The sequence below is a fragment of the Acinetobacter sp. YH12116 genome (assembly GCF_013418895.1).
Classification (GTDB): Bacteria; Pseudomonadota; Gammaproteobacteria; order Pseudomonadales; family Moraxellaceae; genus Acinetobacter; species Acinetobacter indicus.
Map to the genome: position 1 here is coordinate 19,139 of NZ_VPBE01000020.1, position 14,518 is coordinate 33,656.

Below are 14,518 nucleotides of genomic sequence, written 5' to 3' on the forward strand. Positions count from 1 at the left end.
GATCGCTTCATTTTCCAAGTGAAACACCTAAAATAAAACAAATTTTAATTTTTTCTGATTGCTCCCATGCCTTATAGTCATTACGATTTAGCCACCTTAAAAGCCCAGCTGGAACAGGCGCAGCTTGCCGGCTTTCTGTATCAGCATCAGCAGCACATGCTGGTGTTGCAGGAAGCGTTTGATGAAGATGGTTCTGCACTAAATACCTTTGTCCAGCACGAGTTCAGTGCCGATCAGATCGGGCTGCAATTTGGTCTACGACTTTCGGACCATAATATCGAGTTTTTGATTGGTCTGACCCACAGTAATCAGGATCGCGGTTATGAAATTGGTGCCGGCAATTTAACAGGTGACCAGAAAGCCTTTAACCTGATGTATGCCTTTTATAATTATCCAAAGGCCTTTTATCTGGTCAGCATGCCACTGGCCTCCACCTCAAGCCAGCTGGAACAGGCCATTGAACAGCAACTGTTCAAGCGCCCGGAACTGGCCTTCCTCGACACCGCAGTCAAAACCAATCCAATGGGTGAACAGGTGCAGTGGATGAAATCCTTTATTGTGCAGCAAAGCCTGAACATGAAAGTGCGTATTCAGACCAGTTTAATCTAAGCGATTCTTCTGATCTGTGCTTTACGTATAGCTTGATGATACTCAAACAAAAAAATAACCCGCGAGATTCGCGGGTTATTTGATTTAGCAGATTTTAGTTCTTGTGACGCATATGCGGGAACAAAATCACATCACGTATACTTGGTGCATTGGCGAATAACATCACCAGACGGTCAATCCCGATCCCTTCACCTGCTGTAGGTGGCAAGCCATATTCCAGTGCTTCAACGAAGTCTGCATCGTAGTGCATCGCTTCATCATCACCAGCATCTTTCTCAGCCACCTGTGCCTGGAAACGCTCCGCCTGATCAATTGGATCATTTAACTCTGAGAAGCCGTTTGCCAGCTCACGACCACCAATGAAGAATTCAAAACGGTCAGTGATGTGCGGGTTCTCATCATTACGGCGAGCCAGCGGTGAGGTTTCTGCTGGGTATTCAGTAATGAAGGTTGGCTGACGCAGTTGAGTTTCAACCGTTTCTTCAAACACGATGGTTTGCAGCTTGCCTAAACCAAAGCCCGGTTTTACCTGCTCTTTCAGTTCGTTTTGTACGAAGTTGGCCAGAAATTCACGGTCATTGACGTTTTCAGGCGTGAATTGCGGGTTGTGCTCAAGAATCGCATCAAACATCGAGATTTTCTTGAACGGACCTTTGAAGCTATACACTTCATCGCCATACGGCACATCGGTCGAACCCAAGATGTCGATGGCCAGTTTCTCCAGCATCTGCTCGGTCAGTTCCATCAAATCTTTGTAGTCTGCATAAGCCTGATAGAATTCAATCATGGTGAATTCCGGGTTATGACGGGTCGATACACCTTCGTTACGGAAGTTACGGTTAATTTCGAACACGCGTTCAAAACCGCCCACCACCAAACGTTTTAAATAAAGTTCTGGCGCAATACGCAGGAATAATGGCATATCCAGCGCATTGTGATGGGTTTCAAATGGACGCGCCGATGCACCACCTGGAATCACGTGCATCATTGGGGTTTCGACTTCCATGAAACGTTTTTCAGTTAAAAACGCACGGATGCCCGATACCACTTTGGCACGAATTTCAAAAGTCTTACGGGTTTCTTCGTTTACAATCAGGTCCAGATAACGCTTACGATACTTCACTTCAGTATCGGTCAGGCCATGGAACTTGTCTGGTAATGGACGCAGCGATTTGGTCAGCAATTCAAAGTGCTCGATATGCACATATAAATCGCCTTTGCCTGAACGGCCGATATAACCTTTAACAGCAATAATATCGCCCAGGTCCAAACCTTTAATGGTTTCCAAGGTTTCAGGGCTAAGTTCTTTACGGGCCACATACAGCTGGATACGACCCGTCATGTCCTGAATTACGATAAACGAACCACGGTTGAGCATGACACGGCCAGCCACCGACACATACACCTTATCGCCGCCTTCAATTTCTTCTTTAGATTTGTCGGCAAACTGTTCTTGTAAATCTTGCGCGTAATGTTCACGCTTGAAGGTGTTCGGCCATGGGCTGCTGTTGCTTTCCTGAGCCTTTTCTTGGATTTGCTTTAACTTGGCATGACGCTGTGCAATTAAATCGTTTTCGGAAATAGTGGGTTCAGAAGTCGACTGAGCGTTTGGTTGCGTCATCTCTGCCTCGAAAATTACTAAAAAATGAAGTGCAATAGCATAGCAGATTTATTTGGCTTTTCGTATGCTCTGCTGAATCCTAAGCCATTTTTTTCATTTTCTAAACCTCTGCTAAACAGCACCTCGCCTTTTGCTGAACTGTTAGACCAATAGCTAACTTCTTTCTTGCGCCACCACTCTTACAATAAGCAGGAGAAATTAATTGAAAAGGGAACTTTTCAACTATTCAATAGACGCTTGAGTGTGAATGAAAACAATGAATAGATGCACCTCGAAAATCCTATTTCTGCATGGGCTGGATTCCTCACGTGAATCGAGTAAGTTTCATGCCATCTGCGCAGATAAAAAATACTGTATTACCGTGGATTATCGCAATCTGAACTACCAGACGGTGGCCAGTTTCTATAACGATATTATTGTTAAAATCCAGCCTGAAATTATTGTCGGACATAGCCTCGGCGGCTATTGGGCCTTAAAGATGTCGGCGCTGCATGGTATTCCCTGCGTCATTGCCAACCCGAGTTTACAACCCGACTTCCGACCGGACTATCCGCAGATTTCCGAACAGGAACTGAACCATGATATTCCACAGCTGGCCTATCTGGAACTCGGCGATGAACAGCTGGACATGCACTGGGTACAAACCCAGCTGGAAAATTACATGCCAATTCATGCTTTTAAAGGCGGTCATCATCGGCTGGTGTGTCCTGAAAATATCAATCCTTTAATCTGGCAACTGGAACAGCAATCACTGCACAAATAAAAAAGCCTTGCACTCGGCAAGGCTTTCTATGTTTTACAGGGTAGTGCTCAGACTTAAGCCACTGCTTCCACCGGCTTAGAGCGTTCATCCAGTACCGACCAGATGTTCAGACCCAAATCTGCGTGTAAATCTGGTAAATCCAGGAAAATGCTCGCACCCAGAATTTCATGCTGACATTTTTCTGCCAGTTGTTTCACTGCTTTTAAGGTACCGCCAGTCGCTAAAACATCATCCACAATAATAACTTTCTGACCGGTGACATCCGCCGCCATTTCCAGACGGTCCAGACCATATTCCAGGCTATACCCCACACCTACTACCGGTGGTGGTAATTTACCGGCTTTACGCACCAGCAATAAGCCCTTGCCAGTACGCTGTGCCAACAGGCTGGCCAGCACAAAACCACGTGCTTCTACCGCAATAAAGCTATCTACTTCAGCCAGTTTTTCTGCAGGAATACTTTCAATTAAAGCATCTGTCAACGGACCAATATTTTTCATGAATAAAGGGGTCAAGTCATAAAAACAAATACCGGCTTTAGGAAAGTTTTGGACAGTACGAATGTGAGACCACAACGTTGTAGACAGCTTGCTCATAAGGAGATCGGAGAGAGATTAAAAAGAATAGGTGAATTTTACAGCGTCTTGACCACGAAGACCAGCCAAAGTCAGCCCTTCAGGTTTAAATAAAACCCGATTAAAATTAGTAAATCATTGTTTTTATTATTGGTATTTTTATACTAAATAACCAATATAGATTATCCTAATTATAGAATAGCCTATTTAAGCAAAAATAGCTGTCCGACTTTAGTCGAAATTTAGGTGATCTCTCATATATTTTGAAAAGATTTGCGCTGGTTTTTAGTGTGCATATTGTCCGACACTATGCAATGTTTGAGATTTTAAAGATAAATTTTGTCCTTCTTAGCCATTCAGCTTTAGAAATGAAGCATTAGACTCCGATATTTACTTTACTTTAACCTCATAACTGCGTAAAAATTTAAGCGAATATGAAGTGTTAAAATCATATCAACTGAGTCATGCTGGTTAGGGAATTTTTTGCCGGTCAGGTTTATTGAAGATCGGCTTTTGGAGAGTCAAATGAAAAAGTATCAATGCATCGTTTGTGGATGGATTTATGACGAGGCAGAAGGCTGGCCGCAAGATGGCATCGTCGCGGGCACCAAATGGGAAGATATTCCAGATGACTGGACCTGCCCGGACTGTGGCGTATCTAAAGTCGATTTTGAAATGGTCGAAATCTAAGTACGCCTCGAAGACCATAACTGCATGGTCTTTTTTTATGTCTTGAAACTTATGCTCAACCTTTTATGGAGAAAATAATGCATCCGATTGTCATCATTGGTTCTGGTATGGCTGGCTATACAGTCGCCCGTGAATTTCGCAAACTGAACCCTGAACAGGAACTGGTCATGATTTGCGCAGATGATGCAATCAACTATGCAAAACCTACCCTCTCCAATGCCCTGGCCGGCAAAAAAGCACCCGAACAGATTGCGCTGGGGGATGCAGCGAAAATGGCCGTGCAGCTGAATATGCGCATTGAAGCGCATACCTGGGTTAAAGCCATTGATGCCGAGCAGCATCTGCTGACTTTAGAGAAAGATGGCGTCGAAAGCCAGCAAGCCTATGCCAAACTGGTACTGGCAGTCGGTGCCAACCCGATTCGTCTGGCCATTTCTGGCGATGGCAGTGATGATATTCACGTGGTCAATAATTTAAATGACTATAAAGCCTTCCGCGAACAGCTGGCAGCGCGTCAGGATAAACGTGTGGTGATTTTAGGCGCAGGCCTGATTGGCTGTGAATTTGCCAATGACCTGCAAAATACCGAGCATCAAGTCACGGTGATTGATCTGGCACCTCAACCGCTGGGCCGTTTATTGCCTGAATTTATTGCCACTGCATTTAAACAGAACCTGGAAGAAACTGGGATTCATTTTGTCTTGGGCACCACGGTCGATAAAGTATCGAAACTGGATAAGGGTGATTATCTGGTGACACTGGCCGATGGCCGTAGCCTGAGTGCCGATGTGGTGCTATCCGCCGTCGGTTTACAGCCGAATATCACTTTAGCCAAAGAAGCCGGCATTCATACCAGTCGCGGCGTGCTCACCAATGGCTTACTGGAAACCAACCTGGCTGATATTTATGCAGTGGGCGACTGCGCTGAAGTCAACGGGACTTTATTGCCGTATGTCATGCCAATCATGCAGCAGGCACGTGCCCTGGCCAAAACCTTAAATGGTGAAACCACACAAGTGCACTACCCGGCTATGCCGGTTGCAGTGAAAACCCCGGCGGCACCATTAACGGTGTTACCGGCCCCGGTAGATGTGGAAGTGACCTGGCAAAATGAAGAACTGGACGATGGCATGATTGCCAAAGCCTTTGACAGCACTGCCACCTTACGCGGCTTTGTGCTGCTCGGGCCAACAGCCGGCAAACAGCGCCTGGCTTTAAGTAAACTTGTTCCTGACTTGATTCCAGCGGCAGTTTAGCGCTTTAATCCATCAGGGGTGCGCGCTCACCTTGAAGAAAGGAATATAAGAATGAATAGTTTGCGGTTAAATGTTTCACCTTACAGCAGTTTTATGCACGAAACCAAAGTCGACTTGGGCAATGGCATTGAATTGCATGTCGAAATGGGCGGCGAAATTGGCAATCCGACCATTTTACTGGTCATGGGACTGGGTGCACAGCTGCTGTATTGGCCAGACTTTTTCTGCAAGTCGCTCATTGACCAAGGCTTTCGGGTCATCCGTTTTGATAACCGCGATATTGGCCTGTCCTCTAAAGTACGCCATCAGGGCGAGCGCCTGAATACCCTAAAACTGATGGGCCGTTTTGCCTTGGGTTTAGAAAATCAGGGGGCGCCTTATAACCTGTATGATATGGCCGATGATGTGGCCCTGCTGATTGATAAACTGGAGCTGGAACAGGTTGATGTGATTGGCGCTTCAATGGGCGGCATGATTGCACAGATTCTGGCGGCCCGCTATCCGGACAAGGTCAGAAAACTGGCACTATTGTTTACCAGCAACAACCAGCCTTTCCTACCACCTCCTTTCCCGAAACAGCTGTTCAGCCTAGTGGGCAAGCCGGCATCCAATGATGAAGAAGGCATTATTAACCACAGCCTGAAACTGTTTAAAGTGATTGGTTCGCCAGGTTATCTGAATGAAATGGAAGCGGTACAGACCGCCCGTAAATTATATCAGCGAAGTTACCATCCAGCGGGTGTACTTCAGCAGTTTTTAGCAATATTATGTACAGGCTCATTGCGCAGTCTGGACAAGCAGATCCAACAGCCCACGCTGGTTGTTCATGGTTCTCGTGACCGCTTACTTCCACCTGCACATGGTAAGGCTGTTGCGAAAGCAATACCTGACGCTAAATTTGAATTAATTGAAGGAATGGGGCATGATATCCCTCCGCATTTCATTCCATATCTTAGCGAATTATTTGCTCATCACTTTAAATTATAAGCATTAGGACACTATGGCTGCATTACCATCCTTAAGACAGCTGTCATACCTCGTTACACTGTCTGAAACGTTGCATTTTACAGAAGCGGCGCGCCGTTCATTCGTGACTCAATCGACATTGTCGGGCGGGATCATGGAGTTAGAGCGCTTATTGGGTGGCGTATTGGTTGAACGCGATCGCCAGAATGTACGTTTGACTCCTCTCGGTGAACAAGTTGTAGCCCGAGCGCGTGTTCTATTGGCCGATGCGCAGGACTTGATGCGCCTAAGCCGTGAAATGAGCGAGCCCTTAACCGGCGACCTGCATTTAGGTGTAATTCCAACCATTGCACCGTTCATTTTGTCGCAGCTGTTGGATGAAGTGCATAAGCAACTGCCAAAAATCCAGTTACACCTGCATGAAGCACAAAGTGAAAAAATTGTAGAAAAACTGGAACACGGTAACCTGGATATGGTGTTACTGGCGCTACCGTTTGATACCCGCAGTCTGAAAGTTGCCGAAATTGCCAAAGAAAATCTGGTACTGGTCCACCATAAATCCGATGCACATTCGGCTCAGGCCAAGTCTTTAGAAGATCTGGACCTGTCTCGCCTGATGCTGCTGGAAGAAGGCCACTGCTTGCGTGATCATGCCTTAAGTGCCTGCCCGATTGGCGAGCGTAAAAATGATCATCGTTTAAAAGCCAGCTCACTACCAACTCTGGTGGAAATGGTATCAGCCAACCTCGGCTTTACCTTACTGCCTGAAATTGCCATTCATACCAATATGATTCAGGCCAATTCAGAACTAGTGGTAAAACAGATTGACGCAGCACCTACCCGTACCCTGGCCTTAGTAACGCGTAAGAGTACTCCGCTGCAAAGCGAATTTGATGTGTTATTGCAGATTCTGCAAAAAATCTCGCACAGCTAAGTTCTTCAATACCCATAAAAATAAGGAGCATCAGCTCCTTATTTTTTTAGCGGATAAAAGCCTGACATTCTTTAAATATCAGGCTTGCTTCGCTTACTGAATCATCTCGATCAGGGTGCGCTGCGCATTGGAAGCTGGCTCGCCTTTTGCGGCCTGTGCACGAACCCAGGTGCCATCCCCCTGCAGTAGCCACGCCTGCTGGTTATCTTGCAGATAAATTTGCAGACCTTGCTGATAAATACGTTTTTTCAGTGCCGGATCTTCAATCGGGAAGCAGGCTTCAACCCGGTTAAACAGGTTACGGTCCATCCAGTCAGCACTTGAACAGTAAATACGCGCATCACCATTATTGCTGAAATAATACACGCGGGTATGTTCCAGGAATCGGCCAACAATGGAGCGTACCCGGATATTTTCCGACAACCCCGGCAAGCCCGGACGCAGGCAGCAAATCGAACGGATAATCAGGTCAATCTGCACGCCAGCCTGGGAAGCTTCATACAGTTTATTGATCAGCTGCATTTCAGTTAAGGCATTCACCTTCACAATAATTTGTGCTGGTTTACCGGCTTTAGCATTGGCAATTTCATCATCAATAAAGTTGATCAGCTGGGTATGCAGGGTAAACGGCGCATGTAACAGCTTTTTCAGCTTGGCCATTTTGCCCATGCCGGTCAGTTCCTGGAAAATACGGTGTACATCTTCACAGAGTTCCTTGTCGGTGGTGAGCAAGCCGTAGTCGGTATAAATCCGCGCGTTACCGGCATGATAGTTACCGGTGCCCAAATGCACATAACGCACCAGCTTGTTGTTTTCACGGCGCACCACCAGAATCATTTTGGCATGGGTTTTATAACCGACAATGCCATAGACCACCACCGCGCCGGCCTCTTGCAGCACGTTGGCCACAGCAATGTTGGATTCTTCATCAAAACGCGCACGCAGCTCAATGACCGCGGTCACTTCTTTACCATTACGCGCCGCTTCCGCTAAGACTTGTACGATTTCAGAATCGGCACCACTACGGTACAGGGTCTGTTTAATTGCCAGTACCTGCGGGTCACGCGCCGCTTCACGCAGCAGGTTAATCACCGGGGCAAAGGATTCAAACGGATGATGCAGCAAGATATCCTGCTTTTGCATGGCCGAGAAAATATTCTCGGACTTTTTCAACACTTTCGGAATCACTGGCGTATGTGAATCATAACGTAAATGCGGACGTTTAAAGTTAGACAATAAACGCGCCAGATTCACTGGACCATCCACTTTATAGAGCTGATCTTCATGCAGATCGAACTCATTCAGCAGATATTCATAAATCGGTTGCGGACAGTTCTGGGTCACTTCCAGACGCACCGCGCGGCCAAAACGACGGGAGTTCAGCTCACCTTTCAGCGCTTTGGCCAGATCTTCGACATCTTCGTTTAAGGCCAAGTCAGCATTACGGGTGACACGGAACTGATAACAGCCAGTCGCAGTCATGCCCGGGAACAGGTCCGATACATGCTCATGAATAATCGCAGACAGCATCACGTGATGTTCTTTACCACCGGTCAGTTCATCTGGTAAACGCACCACACGTGGTAAAGAGCGCGGTGCTGGCACCACGGCTAGGTCAATCTGACGGCCAAAAGCATCTTTCCCTTCCAGCGTTACAATAAAGTTCAGGCTTTTATTGACCAGACGCGGGAATGGATGAGCCGGGTCCAGGCTGATTGGCGTTAAAACCGGTGCCACCTGTTCCTGAAAATATTTTTTCACCCAGGCCGATTGGGCTGGCGTTAGTTCACCACGGCGCAAGAAACAGATATCTTCTTCACGCAGTTTAGGCAGAATTTCCTGGTTTAAAATACGGTATTGGCGCTCAATGGCAGCGTGGGCAGTTTGGGAAATCTGCTCCAGTACCTGTTTTGGAGTCAAGCCATCCGGGCTACGGCTTTCATTACCCAAATCCAGCTGTTCCATCACCCCTGCAACACGAATTTCAAAAAACTCATCTAAGTTACGTGAAAAGATGAGTAAAAAGTTCATACGTTCCAGCAAGGGATGCAAAGGATCGACTGCCTGCTCCAGCACGCGCAAATGGAAATCGAGGATAGAAAGCTCACGATTGATGTATCGATCATTATAGGTATAGTCTATTTGCGCAGGGGTCGCGCTCGCTGCCGTATTCATATGCACCCTATGACTTTTTCTCAAGTATTCACTATTCATAAGTATGCTTCAATTTTGTGACAATTTCATAAAAAAAGCCCACTGCTGTGGGCTTTTTTTCAATTTTACAACTCAAGGAATCTCGCTGTAACGCATGTATTTACGGATCATGCGCTTACGCGGTTCCAGACCACGACCGTAACGGTTGTCCTGATAATATTTCGGATTCGGTAAAATCGCGGCCAGAAAAATCGCTTCTTCACGGCTGAGGCTGCGTGAAGACTTGCCAAAATAATGCTGGGTCGCCGCTTCAATGCCGTAAATGTTGTCACCAAACTCTACCGAGTTTAAATACACTTCCAGAATCCGCTGCTTGCTCCACATGCGTTCCATCATCCAAGTGGCAATCGCTTCCTGACCTTTACGCAAAAACGAACGCTGGTTAAATAAAAACAGGTTTTTCGCCAGCTGCTGGGAAATGGTCGAACCGCCAGCCACCACCTGACCCTGATCTTTATTACGTTCTAGTGCATGCTGAATACCTTCCCAGTCAAAGCCATGATGCTGCATAAACTTGCCATCTTCGGCAGCGACCACGGCTTTTTTCAGATATTCACTGATCTGGTCATAGTCACGCCATTCATGCCGGATAGGCTGGGAAGTATCTGACCAGTAGTCCAGGCGCATCATCATGGTACTTTGTACCGGCTGGGTTCGCCACCAGGCCAGACTCGAGAAAATCCACAACTGGATCAATAAAAACAGACTGACAAGAATTAATAAGGTACGGACAATAAAAGCTTTCATGTCAGCTTGGGGCTCCTGAGGCGTGAATTTTTCGTGTTAAGCTTATAACGAAATAAATCATCATTGTATAAAAATAGCATGTCTGAATATTCACCGCCGCTGATTCACCGTAAACCCGAAACGCATTTATGGTGGCTGACGGCCCTGTTGATTGCCCTCAATATTGGTGTATTTGCCTGGCAAATCCTGACCGGTGTCGATGCCAGCCAGCCCAGCACCCGAGATGCGATTCTCTGGGGCGCCGACTATGCTCCCCTGACCTTTCTCGAACAGCCGCAGCGTCTGTTCAGCAGTATGTTTTTCCATTTTGGCATGATTCACCTGATGCTGAATATGTGGGCCCTGTATATTTTTGGCAGCGTGGCCGAACAGCTCTTTGGTCGGCTGTATTTTTTAGGTTTATACATATTGGCCGGACTGATGGGCAGCCTGCTCAGTGGCTATTTGCAGATTCAGGATTCCTTACAGATTCTCGCGCATGGCCTGACCAGCCCGGATTTACTGCCAAGTGTGAGCGCTGGTGCATCCGGTGCAGTGATGGGTCTGGGTGCTTCCCTGACGGTTTTATCATTATTGCCACGTCTGCCAAAACAGCGTTTTCTGCTGGATAAAAAAACCTTATTGCTGGTAATGGGCCTAAACCTGTTTATGGGCTTTATGATTAGCGGAATTAACAATGCCGCACATATTGGCGGCATGGTGATGGGCGCGGCCTTGGCTGCTATCTGGTACATCGGCCAGAAGCTGCACAAGTCAGCGCTGTTTTCGCTGCTGGGGCTGGCCGGCGCCGCCATCATCAGCTGGCTGTTTTATCAGTACTGTCTGCAACAGGTACAGATGCTTGCCCCGCTGTGGCAGGAAATTCTACAGATGATGCGCCAGCAATTGCAGCTGTAACGCATACCCCACCATTTTAATGCAGAGATGAAACTTATTGATTCATCTCTCGCAGACTTTGCAAAGGCGGAATATCAGATAAATAACTAAGCCGATAACGGCCAATTAAAGCACACAATAAAGTCATTACAACCGGCAAGATTAGCCAGATTTCCCAATGTGGCTGAATTGCCAGTTCCATCCGGTAACTGGCAATCGCACTAATCACCTCGGCAAACAGACAGGCCACCACTCCGGCAATCCCGCCAATCAGGCCAATTTCCAGACTCATCATCCGTTTTAATTTCTGCTTGGAACTACCAAAAGAACGCAGCAAGGCCACCTCACGTTTCCGCTCATCCATCAGCAGGTTTAAACAGGCAATCAGAACCAGAATCCCAGACACGGCCACCAATACTGCCAGAATGGTAATAATCTGTACCAACACATTCACAATCCGTTTAATCTCTTCCAGAATCAGGCTGACATCAATAAATACGGTATTGGAAAACTGCTGGATCAGCTGCACCAGTGCCGGACGGTCCTGCTCTGGCACATAGAAACTGCCCAGATAGCTGCCGGCATTTTCATCCATGGTCTGCGGTGAAAAAATAAAGAAGAAATTCGGGCTAAAGCTTTCCCATTCCACGCTGCGCAGATTGATGACTTTGGCCTGCAACAAGCCTTCCGGCAAACTAAAGGTCAGCGTATCGCCAATCTCAATGCCCAGCTCTTGCGCAGTATTGGCTTCAACCGAGACCTGCCCGACCTGACTAAACTGTTCCTGTCCGGCCACAATCAGGTTATCGGCCGGAAAGCGCTCGGCCTGGGTCAGGTTTAATTCACGTCGGAGCGAATTATTGTGCTGGATTAGCGCTTCTGCAAAGGGCTGATCATTTTTCGCCACCAGCCGCCCGCGCACATTTGGGTACAGCGGCGTACTGTGCCAGCCCAGCTGTTCAAGCTGAGTCTGAAACTCCGGCATATCAAACGGTGGTAAACCATAAACAAACTGGTTCGGCGTGCCTTCCGGCAATTGCTGCTGCCAGCGATCCAGCAGATCGGTACGTAATACTGCCAGCACGGTAATCAGGCTAAGGCCCAGCGCCAGTGCGGTGATCTGAAACGTAGTCTGATACGGCGTGCGTACATAGGCCGAGATGCCGCTTTTTAAATTACGGATCAGTTTCAGGAAACTCCAGACTACGGCATAGAGTACGCTACACAGCAGGATGATGGCGCCCATGACCCATAGCGTTAGCACAAGATTTTCAGTCAGCACCACACTAAACAGCATCAGGCTGAGTGTGCCGGTCAGCAGCATCCATAGCATCGACTGGACTGATTTTTCCTGCTGGCGAATCACCCGGATTGGTGGGGTATTGAGCAGCTGCCACAGACTTGGCAGAATAAAGCCCAGCAGTACCACGGCACTGGTCAGCATGGCAATCGGGAGTGGCCCCAGCAGCATCTCGACAGCGGAAAACTGCAATTGCAAATGCGGAATCAGCTGTAACATCAATTGCAACAGCCCATAGCCTAGCGTAATGCCGACCGCACTACCGAGCAGCATCGCCAGTAACAACACCACCGCCAACAAGGTCAGATAAGCGCCCAGAATCTGTTTCTTGGTCGCGCCAATGCAACGCATTAAAGCAATATGATCCTGATTCTGCTGCACATAACGCTGGCTGGTCAGAGCAATGGCAATGCCACACAGTAAAATGGTGAGAATATTGGCCAGCTGTAAAAAGGTATCCAGATTGGCAATTGGACGCATCAAGCGGGTATTGCCTTCACTGGCATTGCGCAGGCGCAGCCCATCTGGTTCGCTAATATTCTGCCCGTCAATTTCCTGGGTCTTGGGCAAGCTCTCCTGATACTGTTTAAAATCCTGCTCGAACTGGCGGGTATGCTGGGGTGTGCCGGCCATCAGCAAACGATAGTTAATCCGGCTGCCGACCTGAATGGCATTGGTACGCGCCACATCTTGCTGGGCAATGATCACCGTCGGTGAAAAACCGTTAAAACCCAGTTCCTGATTGGAATCATGCTCGATGCTGGCTGTGACCTGAAAGGCACCATCGGCAATATTTAAGGTATCGCCCACCTGAATTTTCAGCAGCTCCATCGCGCGCTGGCTGACCCAGACCTCGCCCGGTTGAATGGCAGCAGCAGGCTGCGGTGCAACCCGTAGTTCGCCGCGTAACGGAAAGGCCTGATCAATGGCTTTGACATTCACCATCACAAATTCATCGCCGGTGTGCGCCATCGAGCTAAACACCGTAACATGCGACTGCTTTAGCGCTAACTCATCGGCCGCCGCTTCCCAGCGCGGTGCAATCGGTTTATTGTCAGACAGCACCAGATCACCGGCCAGCATTTCTGCCGCCTGCAAAGCCACCGCATTTTGAATCTGCTCATTGCTGAATTTCAGCGCGGTTGTGGCACTAATTGCCAGAATTAGCGCAATCAGTAACAGATAAACACCGGTACTTTTAAAACTCTGGGTCAGTAAAGGACGAAATAACGGGTTCATCTCATCCTCCTGCCGGGTGTTCCAGCAATTGTCCCTGACTGAGTTCAAAATGGCGCTGACATTGCTGCGCCAGTTTCGGATCATGCGTCACCAGCACCAAGGTAGTCCCCAGTTCACGGTTCAGTTGAAATAACAGCTGTTCAATTTCTTTGGCGGTTTCGCTGTCTAAATTCCCGGTCGGTTCATCGGCAAAAATGATTTTAGGCTCACTGATTAAAGCCCGGGCAATCGCCACCCGTTGCTGCTCACCACCCGACAGGACTTTCGGGGTCTGCTCTGCCTGCCGTTCCAGTCCGACTTTTTTCAGTAGATTACGCGCCTTGTGTTCGGCCTCGGCAAATTTAAAATTCGGTTGCAAGCGTAGCGGCAGCATGACATTTTCCAGTGCGGTTAAATGCGGCAATAACTGGAACGACTGGAATACAAAACCAATATATTTCAGCCGCACCAGCGCACGCTGTTCTTCATTCAGCTCCTGAATTGATTCACCACAGACCGTTAACTGCCCGGCACTGGCCTGATCCAAGGTCGCCAGAATCCCCAATAAGGTCGATTTGCCTGAACCGGAACGGCCGGTAATTGCCACCTGTTCCCCCGCCCGGATCTCCAGATTTAAATTTTCAAAAATCGTCAGTGTTTTTTGTGCAAGTTGTATCTTTTGTGTCAATTGTTGGGCAGAAATAATGCTTTGTGGCATGATGGCGGTATCTGTAGTGAATTGAGTCATA

At 47.8% G+C, this 14,518-nt stretch carries 13 protein-coding genes; 7 read left to right on the top strand and 6 right to left on the bottom strand.

Annotation, left to right across the window (positions count from 1 at the left end; all coding sequences use genetic code 11):
- The first annotated feature begins 66 nt into the window (after positions 1 to 66).
- On the top strand, positions 67 to 609 hold the full coding sequence (locus FTU54_RS11530) for a hypothetical protein (protein WP_180074777.1): 543 nt from the start codon (positions 67 to 69) through the stop codon (positions 607 to 609).
- A 94-nt stretch (positions 610 to 703) separates the two neighbouring features.
- Here FTU54_RS11530 and lysS read toward each other — a convergent pair whose 3' ends face one another.
- Positions 704 to 2,230 (bottom strand): lysine--tRNA ligase, encoded by a 1,527-nt coding sequence (gene lysS / locus FTU54_RS11535; RefSeq protein WP_005179355.1) that lies wholly within the window; start codon positions 2,228 to 2,230, stop codon positions 704 to 706.
- A gap of 256 nt (positions 2,231 to 2,486) precedes the next feature.
- Between lysS and FTU54_RS11540 the strand changes: the two genes are divergently transcribed.
- Complete coding sequence (locus FTU54_RS11540; protein WP_168384305.1) at positions 2,487 to 2,993, top strand: YqiA/YcfP family alpha/beta fold hydrolase; 507 nt, start codon at positions 2,487 to 2,489, stop codon at positions 2,991 to 2,993.
- Positions 2,994 to 3,046: 53 nt separating this feature from the next.
- Here the strand turns inward: FTU54_RS11540 and FTU54_RS11545 are convergent, their stop codons facing one another.
- Positions 3,047 to 3,589, bottom strand: coding sequence for an adenine phosphoribosyltransferase (locus FTU54_RS11545; RefSeq protein ID WP_005179368.1), 543 nt, complete (start codon positions 3,587 to 3,589; stop codon positions 3,047 to 3,049).
- Positions 3,590 to 4,093: 504 nt separating this feature from the next.
- On the opposite strand from FTU54_RS11545, the gene rubA reads away from it, so the two are divergent.
- The 4 genes from rubA (at position 4,094) to oxyR (ending at position 7,414) form a co-directional block, all read left to right on the top strand.
- Positions 4,094 to 4,258: a rubredoxin RubA gene (gene rubA, locus FTU54_RS11550; protein ID WP_005179369.1), complete on the top strand. Its 165-nt coding sequence runs from the start codon at positions 4,094 to 4,096 to the stop codon at positions 4,256 to 4,258.
- A 77-nt stretch (positions 4,259 to 4,335) separates the two neighbouring features.
- Positions 4,336 to 5,514: an NAD(P)/FAD-dependent oxidoreductase gene (locus tag FTU54_RS11555; protein WP_180074778.1), complete on the top strand. Its 1,179-nt coding sequence runs from the start codon at positions 4,336 to 4,338 to the stop codon at positions 5,512 to 5,514.
- A gap of 51 nt (positions 5,515 to 5,565) precedes the next feature.
- Positions 5,566 to 6,501, top strand: coding sequence for an alpha/beta fold hydrolase (locus FTU54_RS11560; RefSeq protein WP_045796061.1), 936 nt, complete (start codon positions 5,566 to 5,568; stop codon positions 6,499 to 6,501).
- A 13-nt stretch (positions 6,502 to 6,514) separates the two neighbouring features.
- Positions 6,515 to 7,414: a LysR family transcriptional regulator OxyR gene (gene oxyR / locus FTU54_RS11565; protein ID WP_005179377.1), complete on the top strand. Its 900-nt coding sequence runs from the start codon at positions 6,515 to 6,517 to the stop codon at positions 7,412 to 7,414.
- A 93-nt stretch (positions 7,415 to 7,507) separates the two neighbouring features.
- Here oxyR and ppk1 read toward each other — a convergent pair whose 3' ends face one another.
- Both ppk1 and mtgA read right to left on the bottom strand, forming a co-directional pair.
- Positions 7,508 to 9,589, bottom strand: a complete 2,082-nt coding sequence (ppk1, locus tag FTU54_RS11570; protein ID WP_152342460.1) for a polyphosphate kinase 1 — start codon at positions 9,587 to 9,589, stop codon at positions 7,508 to 7,510.
- Between the two features lie 111 nt (positions 9,590 to 9,700).
- Entirely contained in the window at positions 9,701 to 10,375 is a 675-nt protein-coding gene (gene mtgA / locus FTU54_RS11575) for a monofunctional biosynthetic peptidoglycan transglycosylase (RefSeq protein ID WP_005179383.1), read from the bottom strand.
- Positions 10,376 to 10,453: 78 nt separating this feature from the next.
- On the opposite strand from mtgA, the gene FTU54_RS11580 reads away from it, so the two are divergent.
- A complete protein-coding gene (locus FTU54_RS11580; RefSeq protein WP_180074779.1) occupies positions 10,454 to 11,272 on the top strand; it encodes a rhomboid family intramembrane serine protease in 819 nt (272 codons plus the stop codon).
- Between the two features lie 34 nt (positions 11,273 to 11,306).
- Here FTU54_RS11580 and FTU54_RS11585 read toward each other — a convergent pair whose 3' ends face one another.
- A complete protein-coding gene (locus tag FTU54_RS11585; RefSeq protein WP_180074780.1) occupies positions 11,307 to 13,790 on the bottom strand; it encodes an ABC transporter permease in 2,484 nt (827 codons plus the stop codon).
- 1 nt (position 13,791) lies between these two features.
- The gene (locus tag FTU54_RS11590) at positions 13,792 to 14,517 is read right to left on the bottom strand and encodes an ABC transporter ATP-binding protein (RefSeq protein WP_168383173.1); all 726 of its coding nucleotides are present in this window, start codon (positions 14,515 to 14,517) and stop codon (positions 13,792 to 13,794) included.
- Position 14,518 lies beyond the last annotated feature (1 nt).